Source organism: Pseudoalteromonas sp. 3D05, from assembly GCF_002723455.1.
In the GTDB taxonomy this organism is placed as follows: Bacteria; Pseudomonadota; Gammaproteobacteria; order Enterobacterales; family Alteromonadaceae; genus Pseudoalteromonas.
In genome coordinates, this window is record NZ_PDUS01000012.1 from 34,764 (window position 1) to 55,752 (window position 20,989).

General features: G+C 39.7%; 21 protein-coding genes. 8 read left to right on the top strand and 13 right to left on the bottom strand.

From position 1 onward, the window contains the following. The first annotated feature begins 6 nt into the window (after positions 1–6). Both ftsZ and lpxC read left to right on the top strand, forming a co-directional pair. The gene (ftsZ, locus tag CSC79_RS12880) at positions 7–1,251 is read left to right on the top strand and encodes a cell division protein FtsZ (RefSeq protein WP_099296172.1); all 1,245 of its coding nucleotides are present in this window, start codon (positions 7–9) and stop codon (positions 1,249–1,251) included. A gap of 97 nt (positions 1,252–1,348) precedes the next feature. After that, positions 1,349–2,260, top strand: a complete 912-nt coding sequence (lpxC, locus tag CSC79_RS12885; RefSeq protein WP_099296173.1) for a UDP-3-O-acyl-N-acetylglucosamine deacetylase — start codon at positions 1,349–1,351, stop codon at positions 2,258–2,260. A 79-nt stretch (positions 2,261–2,339) separates the two neighbouring features. On the opposite strand, the gene yjjG is transcribed toward lpxC, so the two are convergent. The 3 genes from yjjG to CSC79_RS12900 are packed head-to-tail and all read right to left on the bottom strand — an operon-like array spanning position 2,340 to position 4,526. Further along, complete coding sequence (gene yjjG, locus CSC79_RS12890) at positions 2,340–3,014, bottom strand: pyrimidine 5'-nucleotidase (RefSeq protein WP_099296174.1); 675 nt, start codon at positions 3,012–3,014, stop codon at positions 2,340–2,342. Then, positions 3,014–3,568, bottom strand: a complete 555-nt coding sequence (gene yjjX / locus CSC79_RS12895; RefSeq protein ID WP_099296175.1) for an inosine/xanthosine triphosphatase — start codon at positions 3,566–3,568, stop codon at positions 3,014–3,016. The genes yjjG and yjjX overlap by 1 nt, the downstream gene beginning before the upstream one ends. 58 nt (positions 3,569–3,626) lie before the next feature. Further along, positions 3,627–4,526 (bottom strand): phosphoribulokinase, encoded by a 900-nt coding sequence (locus CSC79_RS12900; protein WP_099296176.1) that lies wholly within the window; start codon positions 4,524–4,526, stop codon positions 3,627–3,629. A gap of 289 nt (positions 4,527–4,815) precedes the next feature. Between CSC79_RS12900 and CSC79_RS12905 the strand changes: the two genes are divergently transcribed. Continuing rightward, positions 4,816–5,679, top strand: a complete 864-nt coding sequence (locus CSC79_RS12905; protein WP_099296177.1) for a hypothetical protein — start codon at positions 4,816–4,818, stop codon at positions 5,677–5,679. A 59-nt stretch (positions 5,680–5,738) separates the two neighbouring features. Further along, positions 5,739–6,104, top strand: a complete 366-nt coding sequence (locus tag CSC79_RS12910) for a hypothetical protein (RefSeq protein ID WP_099296178.1) — start codon at positions 5,739–5,741, stop codon at positions 6,102–6,104. Between the two features lie 80 nt (positions 6,105–6,184). Here CSC79_RS12910 and CSC79_RS12915 read toward each other — a convergent pair whose 3' ends face one another. The 6 genes from CSC79_RS12915 to CSC79_RS12940 all read right to left on the bottom strand — a co-directional run bounded on the left by CSC79_RS12915 (position 6,185) and on the right by CSC79_RS12940 (position 11,572). Continuing rightward, the gene (locus CSC79_RS12915) at positions 6,185–8,755 is read right to left on the bottom strand and encodes a M1 family metallopeptidase (RefSeq protein ID WP_099296179.1); all 2,571 of its coding nucleotides are present in this window, start codon (positions 8,753–8,755) and stop codon (positions 6,185–6,187) included. Positions 8,756–8,844: 89 nt separating this feature from the next. Further along, positions 8,845–9,525 (bottom strand): hypothetical protein, encoded by a 681-nt coding sequence (locus tag CSC79_RS12920; protein WP_099296180.1) that lies wholly within the window; start codon positions 9,523–9,525, stop codon positions 8,845–8,847. A gap of 84 nt (positions 9,526–9,609) precedes the next feature. Next, positions 9,610–9,960, bottom strand: coding sequence for a DUF2750 domain-containing protein (locus tag CSC79_RS12925; protein ID WP_099296181.1), 351 nt, complete (start codon positions 9,958–9,960; stop codon positions 9,610–9,612). 16 nt (positions 9,961–9,976) lie between these two features. Next, positions 9,977–10,555: a glutathione S-transferase family protein gene (locus CSC79_RS12930; protein WP_099296182.1), complete on the bottom strand. Its 579-nt coding sequence runs from the start codon at positions 10,553–10,555 to the stop codon at positions 9,977–9,979. 63 nt (positions 10,556–10,618) lie between these two features. Next, positions 10,619–10,900, bottom strand: coding sequence for a peptidylprolyl isomerase (locus tag CSC79_RS12935; protein ID WP_099296183.1), 282 nt, complete (start codon positions 10,898–10,900; stop codon positions 10,619–10,621). 90 nt (positions 10,901–10,990) lie between these two features. Next, a complete protein-coding gene (locus CSC79_RS12940) occupies positions 10,991–11,572 on the bottom strand; it encodes a glutathione peroxidase (protein WP_099296184.1) in 582 nt (193 codons plus the stop codon). 115 nt (positions 11,573–11,687) lie between these two features. Between CSC79_RS12940 and CSC79_RS12945 the strand changes: the two genes are divergently transcribed. The 3 genes from CSC79_RS12945 (at position 11,688) to CSC79_RS12955 (ending at position 15,429) form a co-directional block, all read left to right on the top strand. After that, the gene (locus tag CSC79_RS12945; protein WP_099296185.1) at positions 11,688–12,176 is read left to right on the top strand and encodes a GNAT family N-acetyltransferase; all 489 of its coding nucleotides are present in this window, start codon (positions 11,688–11,690) and stop codon (positions 12,174–12,176) included. A 118-nt stretch (positions 12,177–12,294) separates the two neighbouring features. Then, positions 12,295–14,208, top strand: a complete 1,914-nt coding sequence (locus CSC79_RS12950) for an ATP-binding protein (RefSeq protein WP_099296254.1) — start codon at positions 12,295–12,297, stop codon at positions 14,206–14,208. A gap of 87 nt (positions 14,209–14,295) precedes the next feature. After that, positions 14,296–15,429 (top strand): response regulator, encoded by a 1,134-nt coding sequence (locus CSC79_RS12955; protein WP_099296186.1) that lies wholly within the window; start codon positions 14,296–14,298, stop codon positions 15,427–15,429. A gap of 5 nt (positions 15,430–15,434) precedes the next feature. On the opposite strand, the gene queG is transcribed toward CSC79_RS12955, so the two are convergent. From queG to CSC79_RS12975, 4 genes are all read right to left on the bottom strand, one after another. Then, a complete protein-coding gene (gene queG, locus CSC79_RS12960; protein ID WP_099296187.1) occupies positions 15,435–16,565 on the bottom strand; it encodes a tRNA epoxyqueuosine(34) reductase QueG in 1,131 nt (376 codons plus the stop codon). Positions 16,566–16,631: 66 nt separating this feature from the next. Next, positions 16,632–17,849, bottom strand: coding sequence for a methyl-accepting chemotaxis protein (locus tag CSC79_RS12965; RefSeq protein WP_099296188.1), 1,218 nt, complete (start codon positions 17,847–17,849; stop codon positions 16,632–16,634). A 131-nt stretch (positions 17,850–17,980) separates the two neighbouring features. Further along, entirely contained in the window at positions 17,981–18,676 is a 696-nt protein-coding gene (locus CSC79_RS12970; protein WP_099296255.1) for a glycerophosphodiester phosphodiesterase family protein, read from the bottom strand. Further along, a complete protein-coding gene (locus CSC79_RS12975) occupies positions 18,676–19,539 on the bottom strand; it encodes a DMT family transporter (protein ID WP_099296189.1) in 864 nt (287 codons plus the stop codon). The genes CSC79_RS12970 and CSC79_RS12975 overlap by 1 nt, the downstream gene beginning before the upstream one ends. Before the next feature lie 312 nt (positions 19,540–19,851). Here CSC79_RS12975 and CSC79_RS12980 point away from each other — a divergent pair, with 312 nt between their 5' ends. Continuing rightward, positions 19,852–20,961, top strand: coding sequence for a sensor histidine kinase (locus CSC79_RS12980; protein ID WP_099296190.1), 1,110 nt, complete (start codon positions 19,852–19,854; stop codon positions 20,959–20,961). Positions 20,962–20,989: the final 28 nt, after the last annotated feature.

Sequence of the window (20,989 nt, forward strand, 5' to 3'; positions counted from 1 at the left end):
GTAAACATGTTTGATATTATGGAACAACACAGCGAAGAAGCTGTAATAAAAGTAATTGGCGTGGGCGGTGGCGGCGGTAACGCTGTTGAGCACATGGTAAAACAACAAATTGAAGGCGTACGCTTTATTGCTGCGAATACAGATGCGCAAGCATTACGTAATTCATCAGCAGACATTACAGTTCAACTTGGTACGCAAATTACATCAGGTTTGGGTGCAGGCGCAAATCCAGAAGTGGGTCGCAGCTCTGCAGAAGAAGATGCAGACACAATTCGCAACAGCCTTGAAGGTGCCGACATGGTATTCATCGCAGCCGGAATGGGCGGTGGTACAGGTACAGGTGCTGCACCTGTCGTTGCTAAAATAGCGAAAGATTTAGGTATTTTAACGGTTGCTGTAGTTACACGTCCGTTTGACTTCGAAGGTAAAAAGCGTGCAGCAGCTGCTGAACAAGGTATTAATGAGTTGTCAGAAATTGTAGATTCACTTATTACAATTCCTAACAATAAATTGCTTAAAGTTTTAGGTAAAGGGACTACACTATTAGATGCCTTCGCTAAAGCAAACGACGTGTTATTTGGTGCTGTGCAAGGTATTGCCGAATTAATTACCCGTTCTGGTTTGATCAATGTGGATTTCGCCGACGTACGTACTGTTATGTCAGCAATGGGCACTGCAATGATGGGAACTGCTTCAGCATCAGGTCCTGATCGTGCGCAAGAAGCCGCAGAAGCTGCTATCTCTAGCCCGCTATTAGAAGATGTTGACTTAACAGGTGCTAAAGGCATTTTAGTTAACATTACTGCGGGTATGGATATCGCGATTGAAGAATTTGAAATCGTCGGTAATCACGTAAAAGCATTAGCATCTGAAAATGCAACGGTTGTTGTGGGTGCTGTTATCGACCCAGAAATGACTGATGAGCTGCGAGTAACAGTTGTTGCAACAGGTCTAGGTGGCGATCGTCGTCCACAATTTGGTATTGTTGATAATGGCTTTAAAAAAGCATCAGGCTCTGATGTAGCAAGCTCAACAAGCCAGACAAGCAGCAGTATGTATGTACCAAGCTTTGCAAGCCAAGGTAACAGCAGCCATGAAGTCGATAATGCTTCAACGACAGAAAAACAAGAATCAGGCATGACGGCTCAAAGTGGTAGCGCAAAAACCACGGAAAGTGGTAAAACATCTGATAAGTCTGAAGGTGGTGATTACTTCGACATTCCTGCATTTTTAAGAAAGCAGGCTGATTAAGCAAAATTATTTTTGCATGAAAAGTAAACAAATTTGGCAGCTGGTCGTATCTGTGATATTATCCGCCGTCTAACTGTAACTATAAGTGAGCGAACCTATGATTAAACAGCGTACGATTGCAGAAGTAGTCAAAGCCATAGGAATTGGACTTCATAAAGGTGAGAAGGTCACAATAACTCTCCGACCTGCGAGCGCAAATACTGGGATTGTATTTCGTCGTGTCGACCTTGATCCGGTTGTTGATTTTGAAACAACACCTGAAGCCGTTGGTGATACGCAGTTGTGTACCTGTTTAACAAATAAAGATGGTGTTCGCTTATCTACGACTGAGCACCTTATTGCAGCGGTAGCAGCAATGGGGATTGATAATCTAATTGTAGAATTAGACAGCTCAGAAGTGCCTATTATGGATGGTAGTGCATTACCATTTATATACTTGTTACAAAAAGGCGGGATTGAAGAGCAAAAAGTTGCTAAACGCTTTATTCGTATCAAAGAAAAAGTACGTATTGAAGAAGGTGATAAATGGGCCGAGATTGAACCGTATGATGGTTTTCATATCGACTTTGAAATTGCCTTTGATCACCCTGCAATCAATGAAAGCCGCCAACGTATTGGTTTAGATATTACGGCACAAAGCTTTACTGAAGAGATCAGTCGTGCACGTACATTTGGTTTTATGAAAGATATTGAGTACATGCATGCTAATAACCTAGCGCTGGGTGGCAGCATGGATAACGCAGTTGTATTGGATGAGTTTAAAGTACTTAACCCAAATGGCCTGCGTTACAGCGATGAATTTGTTAAGCATAAAATATTAGACTGTGTTGGTGATATGTTTATGACTGGCCACAACATGTTAGGTAAAATTACTGCCTATAAATCGGGTCACGACTTAAACAATAAACTACTTCGCAAAATCATGGCAACTGAGTCAGCATGGGAGTGGGCAACATTTGAAACGCCTGTAACTATGCCAGCACCAGGCTTAGAAGTAGCCACAGCTTAATTGCTTGTACTATACAGTTATAAAAAATGACGCTTAATAGCGTCATTTTTTTTGCTTAACTTTTAACAACTCGCAGCTCTTACAGTTCCAATAAGCGCTGTAATTGCACCAACTCAGTAATTTTATACGTAGGCGTAATTGCTGGCGGTAGTTCAAACCCTGGGTGTTGCAACCAACAGGTATCAATACCAGCATTCATACCGCCTAGGATATCGCTGCTTGCAGTATCGCCAACCATTAAAATATTTTCTTTATTAGGGTTACCCATTAATTTAAAGGTGTGATCAAAGATTTCAACCGCGGGTTTTGCAATTCCTACTTGCTCAGATATGACTAGCCAGTCGAACATATCCTTTAAGCCAGTGTGTTCCAAACGACGCGCTTGTAGTTGAGTAAAGCCATTGGTAATAATACCTAACTTAGCGTGCGGTTTTAGCTTTTTAAGCAGCGTTTTAGCGCCTGGCAAAGACTCACAAATTTCAGCCATCGCAGTTAAAAAATCATTATTAAGCTGTTGCGCAGGCACGTTAAGCTTATCGGCCCACTCACTAAATCGGGTGATTTGTAAATGCGTTGCAGAAATTTTATTATTTTGATAATCAAGCCATAAAGACTTATTCGTTAGTTGGTAGTGGGCATAATCTGCCTGAGTAAAATCTACATCGCGGGTTGCGAACATACGTCTGAGGCCTTCGAATGCATTGAAACTAAATAACGTTTCGTCGGCATCAAATAAAACATGGGTGTATTTCATTACACCTCCTTTTTGTAAAGTTCAGGATGTAGAAAGGGCGCCATAGCCAGTGTAAGCGCTTGAGTATAGGTGCTTTGGCGTGTTGCATGATTATTTGTTAATAAGCCAATAGCGCCACCTTGTTGTTTGATATTTGTAGTATTGAACGCATCATCCATTACATCGCCAAGCTCTTGGCCCTCTAACAATGCATTATAATGCACTTGGGGCAGGGGTAAGTTGCAGCTGCGCCCAATACTTTGGGTTGCTGAATCGGCGATAACCACAAAGGCAAAGGTTGCAGGTCCGTAACTAAATTTGGCAGCGCCTCCTTCCATAGCGACATAAAAATCAGCTTGATGATGTTGTTGTGCATACGCTACGCGATTTTGCGCTCCAATGCGGGTTTCGTCTTCGCCTATGGGTTGATCTGGTACTTGAGAAGGGGCGTGTATGCCGATGCACTTGATTTCGTGCTCAGGGAAAAATGCAGTGAAAATGTGTTTGGCTGCATTGATTTTAACTGGGTTTTTTGAGCCAACAATAATGTTTAGTATTTGGGTATGAGAGTTCATACACTACTCCTTTACGTTGCAAAGCAGTAGTGTACTTTAATTGTATTAAAAGTATATTTTAAATCGGTATATCAATGGGTGATAAGTCTGCAAGGGCGCGTTTCTTTAAAATGATATCTTTAATAAGTGGGGTTAAAACTAACTCCATTGCTAATCCCATTTTTCCACCCGGTACCACCAAGGTGTTTATTCGCGACATAAAACTGCCTTCAATCATTTGTAGATAATAAGGAAAGTCTACATCATCAATTCCCCGAAAACGAATCACTACAAAGCTTTCATCCAGCGAAGGAATATCTTTGGCGCTAAAAGGGTTAGACGTATCAACTGTCGGAACGCGTTGAAAGTTTATATGAGTGCGAGAAAATTGTGGTGTAATGTGATTAATATAGTCATCCATACTGCGCACAATAGAACCCATCACCGCTTCTCGAGAATGGCCACGCTCAGAAGTGTCTCTGATTAGTTTTTGGATCCACTCAAGGTTAATAATAGGCACCATGCCAATAAGTAAATCAACATGTTTGGCTACATCGTGATCTTGATCTACAACTCCCCCGTGTAATCCTTCATAGAATAAAATGTCAGTATTGCTTTCAAGCTCTTGCCATGGTGTAAAGGTACCGGGTAACTGATTGTATGGCACGGCTTCGTCAAAGGTATGCAAGTATCGGCGTAACTTACCTGCTCCTGTTTCACCGTAGTTACTAAACAGATCTTCTAGTGCGCCAAAGTCATTTGCTTCACGGCCGAAGTAACTAATATGTTTACCTTCTTGCTGTGCTTCGCGTACTTTTTTATCCATTTCTGGACGTGTATAGCGATGAAAACTATCGCCTTCTATAAAAGCAGCGGCAATATTTAAGCTGCGAAAAATATGCTTCACGGCATTTGTTGTGGTGGTGGTTCCCGCACCAGATGAACCTGTGATTGCAATGATAGGGTGTTTAGCTGACATAGTTATTCTCGTTTTAAGTAGCCCCCTAGTTATAAAGTGTAGCAAGGGGGTAGGTCAAGTAGCATATAACTAAGTGAATTTATTATGTACACCAGCACAGCTCAACCCACTGACTATACAGTGTTTATTAAAATAAAGCCTTGAACTTAAAAATAACGATGAATAACCCAGCGCTATTATAAAAGCAGAGGAGAAGAAACTTGAATAGGGTTATGAACAACAGATTTGGGAATTGGCCCAAAATAGCGCTATGATAGAACCCATAATAATAACCAAAGAGGCAATAAAATTGACTTTAGTACGACAAGGACTTGCCTTTACGGCACTGTTATTACCATTAGTCGCAAACAGCGCGATGCCGAAAAGTGAAATATTACTCGCAACCTTAAATACTGAATACGGTTTACAGGTAAGCCGTGTTACATCAGCAGACCGTTACAATAACCAACCTCTGTTGACTGAAAAAGGCATTTATTTTACCCAAGAAGTTAAAGATCAAGGGGAGAGTCAAACTGATTTAGTATTTTATAGTTTTGCGGATCAGCAAAGTTATAACCTCACGAATAGTCCAGTTAGTGAATATTCGCCGACTTTAACCCCGTCGGGTGATGCATTATCCTCGATTGTTGTGGAGCCGAGTGGTCAGCAAAAGTTATGGCAATATCCGCTAGAGTCAAACGAACAGCCAAGCCGCATTTTTGAATGGATAGAGCCCGTTGGTTACCATGCATGGGGACGCGATAATGATGTGGTGATGTTTATTTTAGGCGAACCACATACACTACAATACACCAAAGTGGCAGCTGCTAAAGGTAATGTAGTTGCAAAAGATATAGGTCGAACACTTACGTTTAACGCAACATTGTCTGCATTTACTTTTAGCTACAATAAAGAAGGTAAGAACTGGCTAGCCAGCTACGACCCGAGTACTCAAGCTGTCAGTGATATATTTCGTTTACCTGATAATGTACAAGATTATGCATTTACCAATGATGATACCGTTATTTACTCACTCCATAATCGTATTTATAAACGTAGCGTCAGTGAGCCTGACAGTGTATCTTTGTGGCTTGATTTGACGCCTTATTGCAGCACGCAGATAACCCGTTTAAGTTATAATAATGAACAGCTTGCGTTTGTGTGCAGTAAATAGCTTAGGGGCTAGTTGTAAAAAACAGATAACTAACAATCTACTGAGAATAAAGGATATCCATGACAGTTACACCTGAGCAAATTAACGAACAACTTGTTGCATTGGCATGCCGTAGTAACTTTAAGATAAAAAATATCTCTGAATACATGCTACCTAATTCAAAAGAGGCGATTTATTTACATGTTGAAGGTGGGCAGACAAAATTAGTGCTGCGTCCTGCACTTGAAGTGTTTAGCGATGATTTTAATGCAATAGATGGAGTAAGCCGAATTGCAGGTTTTTTTCACAGCAGTGAGATGACCCGCTTTCCGACGCGTATCTTTAAAAGTGCAAACCCTATTCATTACGGTATTGGCTTTAAAATGACAAGCGTTGAAGGTGCTAAAACATTTATAACTCAATTAGTAAAAATTATAAACGGCTAGCTTGAGCTTATTGATAGTAAGTAATAGATATAAAAAAAACGGCAAGTAAATCACTTGCCGTTTTTTGTTGTTGGTATAAATTAACGTTTTAAAAAGCTGTTTACTGAAGCCAGCTCTCGCTCTTTAAGCGCTATGCAATTGTCTACACTTTCTGATAGTTTACTTAACGTTCGCGCATAACCTGGGACATCAGCGATTTTGTCACTAAAGAATGAGTTGGTTTTCTTTAAGCTACTTGCATCACATCCTGACGTTGTAAAATACGGGAGGTTAGGCACAAAGAACGGCGGTAAATTAGCAACCACTTTGTCATAGTTTGCATATATCCATTCAATAAAGAGTGCGTCGCGGGCGCTAGTGTACTTTTGACCAGACATAATTGTACGCATGTCAGATGCAGTTACATCATCCGTTAAACTGTAATTAAGCACCCTAGTTTGTAATTCAGGGTTGCCAAAATAGCTCATCGCAGCAAGCATTTTAGTTCGCACTTGTGGGTCTTTGGTTGTTTTAAAGGTCTTGATGTAGTCGTCTAAAAGGTTTTTATCACCATGAAATGCCGCTAAACTTAAATAGGTAGAGGCTAAGTAAGGGTCTACTTTTTCTGGATTATTTAGATAAACCTGTGCCTGCGCTTTTGCAGTATTTATTACACTTTGATCTTCGCCATCAAAACCAAGACGCGAAACAACTTGAGAGCGTAGTTGAGCAATGGCAGCATCCTCATTTACTTTAGCTGTTAAGCCATATTGTTTAGCCGCAGGTGAAATGCTTTTACGAATAAAGGTAGGCCACAACTCTTTATTACTTTCATCTTCAAATGTGCGTTTCTGTGATGCTAGGTATCCCAATGCAGTACTGGCAACACGTGGATGTTTGTCGCTAACAAAGGTTTCAAGTGTTTGCATTAAATGTGCAGCAGAAATTACACCCGCATCTAAAAGTGCATCCGCAGCTGATAATAAAGCAAGACGTTCGCGTACAGTTAATTGCTCGGCTGCATTATCAATCAAAGCAGCAAATTGATTATCGTCTAGCACCCAGCGGTAATAACCCAAAGCGCCTTGATCTGGGTAGATCCACTCAGGGGTAAAGTCTAGTTCGATTTTTTGTGTTTCTTGGTTAAGCAGTACATTGGCTGTTCTTACTTTATCACCCGCACCATACTTAATTGCAACGGGTACATTCCATAATTGTTTAGGCGCATCAACACCCGCATTAGTGAATCTACTTTGGTTTATCGTAATTATTTTACCTTGCTGACTTACTTTAATAAGCGGGAACGATGATTGCTCAATAAATGATTTTAATACACCTGCCACATCTTTATTTGAGGCATCACCTAAGGCTTGCCATAAGTCAGCTGCTTCTGCATTTTTGTAAGAAAATTTCTTCAAATAGGTTTGAATACCTTTTTGAAATGCATCCTCACCAATCCAGTTTTCAACCATTGAAAGCACAGCGCTGCCTTTACTATAAGCAAGGCCTAGGCCGTCCATAATGTCAGCTTCTGTTTTAATTGGTTTGCGAATGGGTTTTGTGCTTAAACGAGCGTCTAGCGCCATTACTCGATTTTGTGGTAAATCTAAGTGTGATTCAAATTCAGGGTTTAACTGTGCGGTGATTTTAGCGGCCATCCAACTTGCAAATGCTTCATTCAACCATAAGTCATTCCACCATTTCATAGTAACCAAGTTACCATACCATTGGTGTGCAAGTTCGTGGGCTATTATAGACACGTTGCGTTGCTTTTTACTGCGTGTTGCAGTTGCAAGGTCGACCAATAAAATGTCTTCACGGTAGGTAACAAGGCCTGAGTTTTCCATTGCGCCAAACGGGAATTCAGGTACTGCAACAGAATCCAACTTTTTATAAACGTAGGGGCTACCAAAATACTCTTCAAGTGCTGCTAATACGCGAGGCATATTTTGTTCAGCATATTCGGCTAAATGTATTTTTCCCTGAGGTGTAATTATACGCCCAGGGATAGGCATGCCTTTGACTTCACGTTCTTCAAATGGCCCAACAGCCATCGCAACAAGGTATGATGGAATTGGTGGTGTCTTATCAAAATAATGCGTCGTCATATCGCCATTTATAGTGGTTTTTAGTTCTGGCGTATTGGCATAAACTTTTTGCGAACTCGGGGCTGTGATGGTCAACTGAAACGGAATTTTATAACTTGGCTCATCAAATACAGGAAATGCACGACGAGCGTCACTCATTTCAAATTGTGTAAACAAATAAGGTGTGCCTTGATCAATTGTTTTATATAATCCTACACTTTTTCGGTTATAAGGGGCTGTAAAATCAATTTTTAAGATGTATTTACCAGGTTGAATTTGATGCTCACAAGCAAGTTTTACTTTACCAGTTTTTAGCATTTGAGCATTTAGGTCACAGTTTTCTTTACCTAGTAATTGCACCATCTGGGTTGCGTAGTCAACACCATTGAGCTCAATATACTTAGTCGGCTTAAGCACTTCTAGCGCTATTTCGGTTTGACCACTAAAGGTATCTTGAGCTGGATCTAAGGTCAGTGAAACCTGTTGAGAACTTGGCTTGGCGAGTTTTTCGATAACGTATTCATTAGCATGAGCTGCATTTACTGCAATAGCCACACTAAGCGTGAGTAAGCTTTTTATAAACATAAGAGTCCCTGAACTGTTCTTGTTAGAATTTTACTACATCCTAGCAGTTTTAACGTACAGAGTAATGGACTAGATAGTAACAAAGTTTGTCAGGCGCTTAAGCGGGCAGTAAAGCGTTTCCAATGAACATGAGGGTTAATATTTCGTACTTGTTGCAACACAGTGTCTAACAACTGAATGTTAGCAAAGGAGTCTTCTGGATAGTCAATAAAGCCCATCAAGTAATTAAAAGCATCTTTGGAGTTTGCTTGCATGGCAAAAATACGAATCTGTTGCTCAAAGTTGAGCCGTAGACTGCTCATCGCGGTTTTCATTCCAAGCTGATCAACGGTAGGGATATCACATTTTTGTAGGTAGCCAGCACGTTCGCCTTCACCAGAGAACCAAATACGTACTTTTTCACTATACCGTCCTGACTTTGAAGGTAAGTCAAACAGCAGTCGTGTTTCATTACGTTGTTTTAATAATGTAATGTAATCTGCTAAGCCAGCTTCCAATAAAGCTTTGTGAACAGGTACTATACGATGCTTTATTTTTCCATGGGTATGAAAATCAAAGCATAAAAGGCCATCATGCTTGACTATATCTGTTAATTGTAAGTGGCCTATTTCGTCGCTATATGCACCTGTATAGTAGGCCAGTAAAGGCAGCCAAAAATGCCAATGTTTTGGCTGTTCTCGGGGGAGACGATGATCACCATAAATATACCCATGTGAGAGGGTATGTAGTTCCATTGCAGAAAATGGACGTCGACCTAGATGGGATTTCAACGTAATACCCTGAAAGTAAATATTTGCGCTAGTTTATAGCAAATTTTACTAAGCAAATAAACTAGCGTGAAGATTTTACTAAAGTTATTCGCTTAACGCTCGAGCAAGTCCTACGGGCTCAATTTCTACACAGACTTGGTCATCATTCCAATTTAGGCCAATCAATGCATCGTCTTCTTTTAGGTCTTCAACCCAATCATCTAAGAATTCGTCAAGGTTAATTTCGACAGGGCTGTAATCAGTCCACTCTTCTTTGCATTGCGCTTTTGCTGCTGCTTCACTCTCCCACAGGAGCAACACATCGGTGTTCTCAAACTGGTTAGATTCACAAACAACAAAGCCGCCGTCTTCTGCGCCTAGCGCCCAAACCTGTTCAGTTTGACGTGCTTTTTCTACAAAACTAACTAGTTCTGATTCAATTTCGATATCGCTCATGTGTTTATCCTTTATGTTAAATTCTAGGATCGGTTTGCTTTACGCACTCTTGTTGAGCAAAATTTTGATAAAAATCAACTAAGGCCGTAAAAGGCGTAAGCTCTGTTAGTTCGCGAAAGACTATCCAATCAAGCAAACAGTATAAACTGATGGCAAGGCAATCACAGCTAATAAATTGCTCATCAGTTAAATGACTATTTAAATAGCTTAATGTTTCAACAATGCGTTCGTTTTGGAGATTAAAAAATAATTTATCTTCACTGGTATCAAACCCAGAGCGCTGACAAAGTAAAAGCTCGACTAACGAATCGTTGCAGGCGTTGATAATAGTGAGTAGACCCTCTTGTTGCCAATTCAGTGGTGCACATTGATGTTTGACGAGTAAATAACGCATGATAGAGTTTGAGTCGGTGATGGTTTGTTCATTATCAATTAGTATCGGTACTTTACGAGCAGGGTTATTATTGATCAGTACTTGGCGATCTTCCTCTGAGAAAATATTTAAATTAGTAAACTCCAAAGGCTGGTCATGAAGTAAAGCCCATATTCGTATACGACGAACGTAAGGCGAAGTAGTTGAACCTATTAGCTGCATTTTCAATCCTTAAAAATAAAGCCGCATGAGCGGCTTTATATGTTTTAATTTGTACAGACACTTTTATTCTGTGCGGCTTGTTACTTCAAGTAGGTGAAAACCAAACTGAGTTTGAACAGGCCCTTGAACTTGATTGATTGGCGCTGAAAATACGACTTTGTCGAACTCAGGTACCATCATACCAGGACCAAACTCACCCAGTGCACCACCATCTTGACCAGAAGGACAGTTTGAATGTGCTTTTGCTAACTCGGCAAAATCTTCGCCTTGTTCAATCTTTTCTTTTAAATCTAAACATTGCGCTTCGCTATCAACTAAAATGTGTCTTGCACTTGCCACTGTCATAAAATCTCCCGGTAAAATTGTATTTTTTTTCAAACAAATTTGTATGCTTTCTAGTCTAGTCTATATTCAACCATTAGTACTAGTATAAATTTATTGAATCTTGGTAATAGCAAGTTCAATTGCTTGGGTTAACTCTTTTGAATTTGGCTTAGTTTTACTGTTAAAGCGCTCAACTTTAGTACGATCTGCCGATACAACGTATTTATAAAAGTTCCAGTTAGGTGAGCTGGTTTGCTCATTCAAGTGCTTAAAAATAGGATTGGCATCACTACCACGTACCTCACTTGTGGCAAACATTGGAAAGGTTACACCATAATTAATATAACAGACCTTTGCGACATCTTTCTCATCGTCTTCTTCTTGAAAAAAATCATCAGATGGAAAACCTAGCACTACTAAACCTTGATCTTGATACTTCTGATAAACCTCTTCTAATCCTTTGAATTGAGAGGTAAACCCGCAATTACTTGCCGTATTCACAATCAATAGTGGTTTGCCTTTAAATTGGCATAAATCTAAAGTCTCTTTTGAGCGTAATTTACGCATGCTGACATTGGTGAAGTCATTGCAGCCTTGCTCAACATTTTGCGAATTAGTGGCTTGTATCGATTCTGCGTTAGCCAGTAGGCTAAAACTAATTATTGCGGTACTCAGTAGTATGTTTTTTATCATTTTTAGATTCCTTTAAGGTACGTATAATGCGAGTAATTAAGCCATCGCTTTGCGCTAGAGTCACTGCAAATGTTACGTTACTATGCAATAAACAGATCAACAATAAGTAAACCTTATGATAACTCGAATTGCTAATAAAAATGACTTACCGGCGATTGTCGCGATTTATAATGAAACAATAGCAAGCCGGATGGTAACAGCAGATACGCAGCCGGTGAGTGTATCAGAGAAACAAGCATGGTTTGAAGGCCATACCAATAAACGACCAATATACGTGTACGAGCAAGATAACACCGTTGTTGCATGGCTTAGTTATAAGTCTTTCTATGGCCGTCCTGCTTATGATGGCACCGTCGAAATAAGTATCTATATCACCTCATCAGTCCAAGGGCAGGGGTTAGGTAAGAAGTTGCTAACTTTTGCAGAGCACAAAGCAAAAGAACTAGATATAAAAGTCTTACTAGCTTTCATATTCAGTCATAATTTACCCAGTATTTATTTGTTCCAAAAGTTTGCTTATGAGCAATGGGGCTTGTTGCCAAACGTAGCAATCATGGACGGAAATACTTACAGCCTTTCTATATTAGGTAAGCGATTAGATTAAAAAGTACACATTTATGTTAAATCTATATTTTTAAGCTACGCTTTTACATATAGTTTATTCATAAGAAGGATCGAGTGTGCGTAAAATTTTAATTGTCGATAGTAGCAGTGTTATAGCAATGCGGTTAAAGGTTTTACTAGAGCTGATCCAGTGCGACGTTGATCTTGTGCATTACTCAATGCTAAGCGAAGACATTGTTTATGATTATTATGATTTAACGGTTATCGCTCACGGGGTTCCGCTTAATGTAGTTAATTCGTTTCTTCATAAAGTAACTAATAAAAACTATTTACTTTTGGCGCCAAAGGCTGAAAACGGTGATCAATTAAATGCATTTAGCGAGTTAAATCAGCTCATTCCCAATGCTGTCGTTATTTACCCTTTCTTTGCGAATAAAGAGATTAGTTCATTACTTGAAAGTATATTAGATCTCGGCCCTGATTATATTCTACAGCTGCCGGTAGTGTTGCTAGTTGATCACCTACCTGAACGGCTTGAAAAAGTGAAAAGTAGCCTTATTGGGGCACATATACAAACAATATCAGCCAATACCTACAAAGAAGCAATCGCATCAGCACAAAAGCATAAATTTGACCTTTTACTAAGCGACTTTAGCCTACCAGATGGCTCTGGCCTCGAAATATTTGCGAAAATGAAGCAAATTCAGCCGCAATGCCGTTGTTTACTATTTACCTCGAAGCCTAATCAAGTATCGATGATTGAAGCAATACGCCAAGGGGTTGAAGATGTTTTAGTTAAGCCCATTGATGAGAATGCATTATTGCAGTCAGTTCATAAACTCTGGCAAACAGAATTATTAAAGCGGCACAATACTGAGCTGGTTGAGCGGCTTCAAGACACGGTTGATGCATTAATCGAAAAAGATAGTCTACTTAGGGTCATTTATAAGCACACACCTGATGCGATCATGCTCTTCGAACGTGATGGCAAGATTATAGAGGCCAATGATGCATGCTGCTCGTTATTTAGCATAGCGAGTAACGATTTTCAGGGGCTCAATGTGTTTAATTTATTGGATAAGCCTTCTGCTGACGAAATTAGCAAAAAGATTTCTACGCTTAATGTTAACCGCCAATTTAGTTGCGATTTGTATTTGCCCAGAGAGGAGGGAATTGGCATTCCATTAGTTGGCTCATTTAATGAAATTGATCACCATGGTGAAATTGCATTAGCTGTTATTTTTAAAAACGTAACGCACCTAAAACAAAAAGAAGATTTGTTACTCGAAGCCAAAGATATGCTTGAGGAAGAGGTTAGGGCGCGAACATCACAGTTGGAGCACGCTAAAAACTTGGCAGAAGCGGCAAACCACAGTAAATCAGAGTTTTTAGCAAACATGTCTCATGAGCTGCGAACACCTATGCACTCAATACTCAGTTTTGCACGATTTGGCTTGGATAAGCTTAAAAAAGGCGAGCTAGCGGTCGATAAATTACTTAAGTATTTTACTCGAATTGAGTCCAGTGGGGAGCGCTTACTTTCACTATTAAATAACCTACTTGATTTATCTAAGTTAGATGTAGGTAAATTTCCATTTAATCCTAAAGAACATGAACTCAGCTATATTATTAAAACAGCGATTGATGATGTGTCAGGTACAGCAATGGAAAAGGGTATCGACATCAAATACCAGCCCCCTGTAACGCAAGTTTCGGCACAATGTGATGAAGAGCAAATAAACCAACTACTGCGAAACATATTAGGCAATGCATTAAAGTTTAGTAATTCGCACAGTGTTATCACTATAACGCTTAATCTTGTGCAGGATATGGCCGTGATAGAAGTGATAGACAGTGGTGTAGGAATACCTGAAGAAGAGTTAGAACATGTTTTTTCTAAATTTGTACAAAGCAGTAAAACCGATAATGGGTCGGGTGGTACCGGGCTTGGGCTTGCACTGTGCCGAGAGTTTATTTCCCTTCATAAAGGGACTATCTCGGCACATAACAATGAGTTAGGGGGCACGACTATTCGCATTATGTTGCCTTTAAAAATTGTGGATATAGATTAAACAATAAACAAATATAATAGTCTTGTTGTAAGAATGAGTATAGGTACTAAACTATTAACATGTAATGAAAATGGATGATAAATTATTATGTCTGTAACGAGAGTCTTAGCTGTAGATGATGAGCCCTATAATCTTGAAATTATTGAAGAGATATTAGAAGACTTACAGTTTGAATTAAAATTAGCAACCAGTGGACCTGAGTGTTTAGCTGTTGTGGAAGATTTTGCACCGCAGGTTATCTTACTGGATGTAAGCATGCCTAAAATGAATGGTTATGAGGTTTGTAAAGCCTTAAAAGATAACCCTAATACAGCTCATATCATAGTTATGTTTGTTTCAGCCAGAGGTACTGTTGAAGAGCGTATGGAAGGGTACTCTGTAGGGGCTGAAGATTACATTGTTAAGCCATTTGGGCAGAATGAGCTCAAAGCAAAGCTTAAGCACTTAAACCAAGTGATTTTGGAAAAGGAAAACTTAGAACAACAGGTTGAAGATGCAACGTCTACCGCTTTTAATGCGATGGCCAATAGCAGTGAAATGGGTCAAATCGTTAATTATATAGAGAGTATTGCGTTAATTGATAATGTGCCAGAGCTTGGGCGTGCATTGGTAAGTTGCCTCAAGAGTTTTGATTTACAAAGTAATCTAGAGTTTAGATTTGATGATGCGCCGCCAGAGCACTTTGCATCATATGGTAATTGTTCTCCGATTGTGATTGAGCTATTTGATATGCTTAAAAATAAAGGGCGGTTGCATGAGTTTTCTCACCGCATTTTAGTTAATTACGAATTGATCAGTATGCTCATTTTAAATATGCCGGATCATGATCCTGACAAACATGGCCGTATTCGTGACCATGTTTGTTTTTTAGTCAGTGTGACTGAACAGCAATTCCGCGCAATATTAACTCGGCAGAAATTAGAGTCTCAACAAGCTAAATTTAATGATGTTGCTGAAATGCTTCATAGAAAATTTCATGATCTGATCGATTTACTTAATACTAACCGTGTAAGCAATGAAGCTGTTTTTAAACAGTTGCAAGAGGAGTTAGAAGAGCGTATTCCAAGCATGGGGTTAGATGAGGATCAAGAGGTCTTTATTTATCAAAAAGTAGATCAGACAATTCAGAACTCAGTTGCGCGAGCAGAAGCAGTACAGGATGTTAAAAAAGCATTCAACGAGATTGAACAAGATCTTGCATTATTGACCAGTAAGGATTAAATGTTTTACGCGTCTCGCGGAAGCCCTTTTTCAACAATGCGAATTAAACGAGCTGTTTTGCGAAGTTGTTTTTGTTTTTTTAACTGTTGTGCCAGTGCCCAGTCGATATGCTCTTGAACTAACTCAGTTGCATCTTGGCGGGCGTCATTAAGCGCATCAATGATACGCTGATCAAAGTTTGCATTGCCTAACCCTACAGCTAGATTTCGTTGCCAACGTTGATGGCCTATACGACGTATTGGACTTCCTTCTGTGTTATTTAAGAACGTTGTTTCATCCCATGCAAATAGCTCAAGTAACTCTTTGTCTTTTAGTTGTTTTCGTGGATGGAAGTCAGCTTCATCGGTAATCTGGCCGTAGCGGTTCCATGGGCACACTAATTGGCAGTCATCACAGCCATAAACACGATTGCCCAATAACGCACGGTATTGTTCAGGGATTGGTCCTTGCAATTCAATGGTTAGATATGAAATACATTTACGTGCGTCAACTACATAGGGTTCAACAATGGCTCCTGTTGGGCAAAGGGTTATACATGCAACACATTTACCACAGCCTTCAAAGTCATTAGGCTTGTCAATTGGCAATGGAATATCAACAAACAGCTCACCTAAGAAAAACCATGAGCCAGCCTCTTTATTAATGAGTAAGCTGTGTTTTCCTTGCCAACCAAGCCCTGCTTTTTCAGCTAATTGGCGCTCCAACACAGGTGCAGAGTCTACAAAGGGGCGAAAGCCTAATTGGTCAACGTGGAGCTCTATTTTTTGGCCTAGCTTTTTAAGCCTATTGCGCATCAATTTATGGTAATCACGACCTAGCGCATAACGACTAATATAGGCTTTATTGTTTTCTTTTAGGTTTTTAGCAAAGCGGGCGTCGGGGGGGAGGTAGTTCATTTTGACCGAAATAACCCGTTGCGTGCCGGGAACAAGCTCTGCAGGGCGAGCGCGTTTCATACCATGCGCTGCCATATATTCCATATCGCCGTGATAACCTAAATCAAGCCAACGCTGAAGTTGCGCTTCGTGCTTAGTTAAATCAATATCGGTAATGCCTACTTCGCTAAAGCCAAGCTCTTCACCCCATCGTTTAATATCCAAGGCAAGTTGTTTGTAATCAGAAGTTTGGCTAGTCACACGGGCACATCACGGTTTTTAATGGCTGCGTAACTTAACACAATGACTTGTAAATATCACCAGATCCTACACAAAACGCTTGAGTTGATGCTGGGTCTGTTCACTGAGTTGTTGTGACTGCTGACAGTCTACCAGTGCAATATCGATTTGCGCTTTAGCTTGCGATCCTAATTCAACTATTTGTTCGACTGACTGATGTGTCTGGTTTTGTGTTTCTTCGAGCAAGTGTACAGCACTCACAATTTGTTGAAGTTGTTGCTGGTTTTGTTCAAATTCAACCAGTCGTTGAGTAAAGCCGTGGGATGTTTTACTTATAGTATCTTCTGCGTGATTAGAGTAACTCATCAGTTGTTCAGACTCTTTATTTGTTTGCCCAACTAATGAATCCATTTGGTTAATAAAGTCACTGATTTGACGTGTGGCATCACTTACTTTGACTGATAATGTTCTTACTTCATCTGCGACTACAGCAAATCCTCGGCCGGCTTCACCTGCACGCGCAGCTTCAATTGCAGCGTTCAAAGCTAGTAGATTGGTTTGATCTGAAAACTCTTCAACCATTTTTAAAATACTACGAATATTTTCACTATTTTGTTTTAGGCCGGCTATAGTTTCTGAAAACTTACCAAGTACCTGACCAATGGCTTTTACTTGGGTAACAAGCTCTGTTAATTCGTTTGCTGAGTGATTAACAAAGCCTAGGTGCTCTGAGTTGATTTCGTGCACACTGTCAGTGTTACCGACGATTGCTTGCAAGCTATCAGTGATTTGGTTACTCGCTGATGTAATGGTTTGGCTAAAATCAATTTGCTGTTCACTTAAAGAGGCTGTTTGCTGCATCGAGTGGGTGACGTCGCTATTGCTTTGTGCGCTGGCTTGGGCACTTTGGTAAGTTGTTGCAAGTAGTTCACTCAAGTGGGTTGTAAACACATTATATTGTTCACTAATTTCGCGAAATTCATCGTAAGTAAACTGTGGTAACTTAGCTGCTAGATTCGCATCTTGATGATTAATTTGCGTTAATGTGTCACGCATAGCTTTGACGGGGCGTACGATTAAAAAACGCATATAGAAAACAGTAAAGATAAAGCCGATAATAATGACTGCCGCGAGCAGCCAAAACAACCCCGTATCAGAGGCTTGAGCTGTTAGGCTTTGGTATAACCATATAAGTGTAATAGCTTGAAAAGCAAATACAAAACTAAGGTTACCAATGATCTTTCGGGTTAATGTAAAAAAAAAGCTTTGTTCTATAAAGTTATAAATACGCATATACCCACTCATTAACGTTCCACTTGGCTGTTGCATAGTGTTTTACTCAGTATCGTTCAATTATATTTTAATTCAAGCATATACCCAAGCCACCTCAAGATGCGAGCGTCGTTGCAGTTAAAAGCGATTTAGGCTTGTAACAATTATAGTGAGTTTAAAATCATTTTGGTATTGCATGGGTAATTAGTAAAAATGCCATCGACACCATATCTAAGCATTTGCTCTATGTCTTCTTGTTTGTCTACCGTGTAAGCATAAACTTGTAAATCGCGTTTTTTAGCATCAGCAACAAACTCATGGTTAATAAAATTTTTATCAATATGAATACTGTAAGCATGAAGTCGTTGGGCAAACTCTGCATAGTTAATGGGAATTGAAGCCGTTAAAGCTCCAATCTTCACCCATGGTAACTGTTGTTTAAGCCACATGAGTTGATGGTGATCAAAAGAAGACACTAAAAGGTTATCGCGAGAAAGTTTATTCGCTGCCACACTGGCTTCAATCAAGGTAACAAATTTATCAAGAGAGAAGGTATGTTTGAGTTCTAGGTTGATCAGTGTACTGTTGTTTACCCATTCAAGTAATTGAGACAATGTTGGTACGTATTCACCATTACCAGCGTCAAACTGTTGAATCTGTTCACGCCTTAAGTTATTTACCTTGCCACGACCGCTGGTGGTTCGGTCGAGCCAGGTATCATGAATTATCATGTAATCATCTAAGCAGCTTTGAACGTCTACTTCAATCCCATCAACGAGTATGTCAACAGCCGCTTTTATTGCACTTTGTGTATTCTCAGGGTATGAACCGCTTGCACCGCGGTGAGCGAATATTTTCATCATCTGTGTTTCCGTGTCACTGACCAGGTTTCGTAAAACGCTGCGCTGATCACTAAAGTTCCACCGACTAAAGTCAGTAATGAAGGTTGTTCATGTAATAATAAAAAGGCTAAAAATGTACCATATAATGGTTGTAAACAAGATATAAGCCCTGCCGTTGCCGCCGATAAATACTGTAAACTTGCCGCAAACAAGGAGTGCGGTGTGGCTGTAAATATTACACCTGCAACGATTAACAGCCCTAAATCATAATGCGACACTTGCATCACGGGTACTTCAATAAAAGCACATAATAATATGCTTGCCACTACCGTTTGATAAAACATGGTTTGTGGTCCGCCGTATTGACTAAAATAACGCTTATGAATGATGTTTCGAAAAGCGAAAAAAAACGCCGATATTACGCCAGTTAATACACCGAGGGTAACATCGTTGCCAACATCAGCACTTGGGATCAGTAAATATATCCCTAGCAAAACCACTGTTGCGCTTATTAAGTCTGATAGTTTCGGTTTATTGCCATGAAAAAAAGGCTCTATAAACACGGTGATTACAGGGTAAGTAAAAAATGCAATCATACCCACAGCGATCCCCGCCATTTGCATGCCTGCAAAATAAGTAACCCAATGTATACCGACTGTGACACCTAAAAAAAGCGCAATGAGGTAATCTTTTCTTGTGTGAAGCTTTATGTTTTTCTTTTGGATAAGGAGCAACAGTAAGAGGGTAAGGGCTGCAATTGCAGCGCGATAAACGGTGATATCTAACGCATTTAAGTTAATCAATTTAGCAAACAGTGCTGTACCGCCGAATAACAAGACAGCAATGTGCAAGTAGAGTAAGCTTTGTTGTTGTGGCTGCATTCAACCCCTTATTTTTCTTTATTATCCAGAGTTCAGGTTTATTAATACTTATTCAAGCGTGTCGCTAAATACTGCCATTGCAGCATGCTTATATGACATTTGTCAGCTCAACTAGTGACAATTTACACTACTCGAGGTGTAGATTAAAAGCGATAGTTTATCTATCAAATAACTGTATTAATATGAGTAATGTATGAATGATGCCATTTTATTTAGTTTGCAGATTGCACAGCATTATGAAATTTTTTGGATGCATATCACACAGGGTATTGCGGTGATATCACTTGCTTTTTGGATGTAACGTAGGTTTTTATGAGTTTGAATAAATTGTTAGATAAATATATTAAAACTAAATCCTTTTGGAACTGGGGACCTTTGCTCTTTACTGGTTTTTATTTGCTACCCACAATTTTTAATTTTTCACAATTAAGTACGCTAAATATCACTGTGACCTTACTTTTCTATGTCGCTTTTATAGTGCTGTATATTTTTGCTGTGAATAAGAAACTGGGTAATGTAACCCCACTATTTTCTGGCATGGTTTTAGTCTGTGTTTCTGCCAGCTTTTTTACACCAGGGACGTCTACTTTATTTGGTTTTACAGCTTATATCGCTGGCTTTAGTTTTACTAAATTTGCTAAGTGGATTGCGATTGGCTGTGTTTTTTTATGCGTTTTGTTAAGTGCTTATTTAGCCGATGTAAACAACCCAGAATACTTCTTAGCTGGTTCACTCATTTTAAGTATCGCGCTGTTTAGTTTTGGTGCTGCAGCGCGTAAAGAGCATATTCATAAAATGCGTGAACACGAAAGTGCACAGCAATTAGAACAATTAGCAGCGATTGCTGAGCGAGAGCGTATAGCCCGTGATTTGCATGATATATTAGGTCATTCGTTATCGTCTATTGCGCTAAAATCGGAGCTGGCGAGTAAACTCAATCATGCAGAGCGTTACGCGCAAGCAAATACTGAAATTGACCAGGTTGCAGAGTTGGCTAGGCAGTTACTCAGCGATGTTAGAAATGCGGTAAGCGATTTGAAGCAGCTGAACATTCATAGTCAGCTTAATGCGCTTAATCAACGTTTACTTGAGCATGGTTTTGACGTCATGTTCAAAGCGGATGTCGATAAGCTACCCGCCTCTGTTGAGGGCGTTGCTAATTTAATTATTAAAGAAGCGGTCACAAATTTAATGCGCCATTGCGTTAGTAAACAATGTGAAATTGATGTAGAGCAAACTTCTGAGCAGCTTAATATTTTAATAACTAATCCAGATGCGTGCGACAAAATAGCCATGGGTAATGGCTTAAATGGCATTAAGGAGCGAGCTGAGCAGCTAGGTGGTTCTGCGCATATTCAAATAGGGCAAAGTTTTAAGTTAAATGTGAGTTTGCCTTTATACCCAAACCACCTCAAGATGTAGAATTCAGCGTTTCACAGGGGCTTAATAT